The organism is Pseudomonas sp. MWU13-2100, from assembly GCF_023242365.1.
Taxonomy (GTDB): domain Bacteria; phylum Pseudomonadota; class Gammaproteobacteria; order Pseudomonadales; family Pseudomonadaceae; genus Aquipseudomonas.
This window is the reverse complement of the sequence record NZ_JALLIX010000115.1, coordinates 1-1,172: the sequence shown is the minus strand read 5'-3', so window position 1 is coordinate 1,172 and position 1,172 is coordinate 1. Positions and strand designations below refer to the sequence as shown.

Genomic DNA, 1,172 nt, shown 5'->3' with positions numbered 1-1,172 from the left:
GGTCTGCTCAAAAAGGGCGTATTGAGCAGTTAGACCGTAGGTCGTCAGGGTGGGTGTAAAAGGGGGTGCAACTTGACTGCAGAAAGGGTGCAGCTTGAGTGCAAAAGGGCTACAGGATGGGTGCAGGAAGGCGGCAAAAGGGGTGCAGACCGGGTACAAAAACACCGGCACAAGGCCGGTGTTAGCGTGGTACAAAGTTAGGGAGCTTCAGTTAAGCCATATCAATGATTGGATTCGAAATTCGACTAGGAGAGTCCGTTCATGCAATTGAATCCCTAGCCTAGCATTCATCAGAAAGTCTTTACTCTTCATCCCAAAAATTTCCGGGAGGCGCATACTCCCCACCACGTAAGACAGCGCACCAGCCGTAACTTCTATAAAACATCTCAAGATCAAGGATCTTGTAAATGCCTTCATTAATTTTCTGCAATGTAATCAAACCATTAGCAAAATGCGTATATCGACCGCCCGCCCCTGCAACGGCTCTTAACTCCAGCTCTCTACGATCCCATTCTGATACCACCCCCGATGACTCAGGAACAGTATCCGAAAACGAAATCTCAAATTCTTTTGAAACCTTGCAAAAGCAGGGTATTCGTTCCTGCCTGAGTAATTCATCCGTGATCATGTTTTCAGGGAAGTCGATATTTAATTTCACTTAAGTGCACTCCGAGGAACAACAACCTCACCTGAAAAATTTCTTTGAAAGGTACTGACGGGACTAAAATATTGGGTCCCATGCGGATCGCGAATAGCTACAACGGAGATTCCATTTCTAGTTGTAACCCCATCCACCACAACAAAATGGGAAAAGTCAGTACCTTTCGTGTTGTCAACAATGCGGACAACCACCGGAGTTCCATCACCGGTGTACCTAGCCAAATCAGCAACATTTCTGCTCCCAAAGGCACTTGCAGGAACACCTTCAGAAGTCATCAGGCTTGCAACATCTCGAGCGTAAATCCCACCCTCAGAAGGCGCAATCCTTTGGATAAGAGATCCGATATCAACCTCCTTGCCCAACGTATCCAAAACCATACCGCAAGAGTTGTGTCCGCAAGTAGGCACGGGCCCTTGGTTCACGACCAGACGATCACCATTTCTCGGAATTGAATCATCAAGCAATGGGTTTTTGGGAGGTGCGCCAGCAAGCTCCCCAGCAGCTGTCGTTG

At 47.8% G+C, this 1,172-nt stretch carries 2 protein-coding genes; both read right to left on the bottom strand.

Annotated features, from left to right (window positions below; translation table 11 throughout):
* Positions 1–301 precede the first annotated feature (301 nt).
* Positions 302–658, bottom strand: a complete 357-nt coding sequence (locus M5B99_RS29575; RefSeq protein ID WP_163009543.1) for a hypothetical protein — start codon at positions 656–658, stop codon at positions 302–304.
* Positions 655–1,172 (bottom strand): cysteine peptidase family C39 domain-containing protein (locus M5B99_RS29570; protein ID WP_248807452.1); only part of this gene is annotated, 518 nt, incomplete at its 5' end. The genes M5B99_RS29575 and M5B99_RS29570, both read right to left, overlap by 4 nt.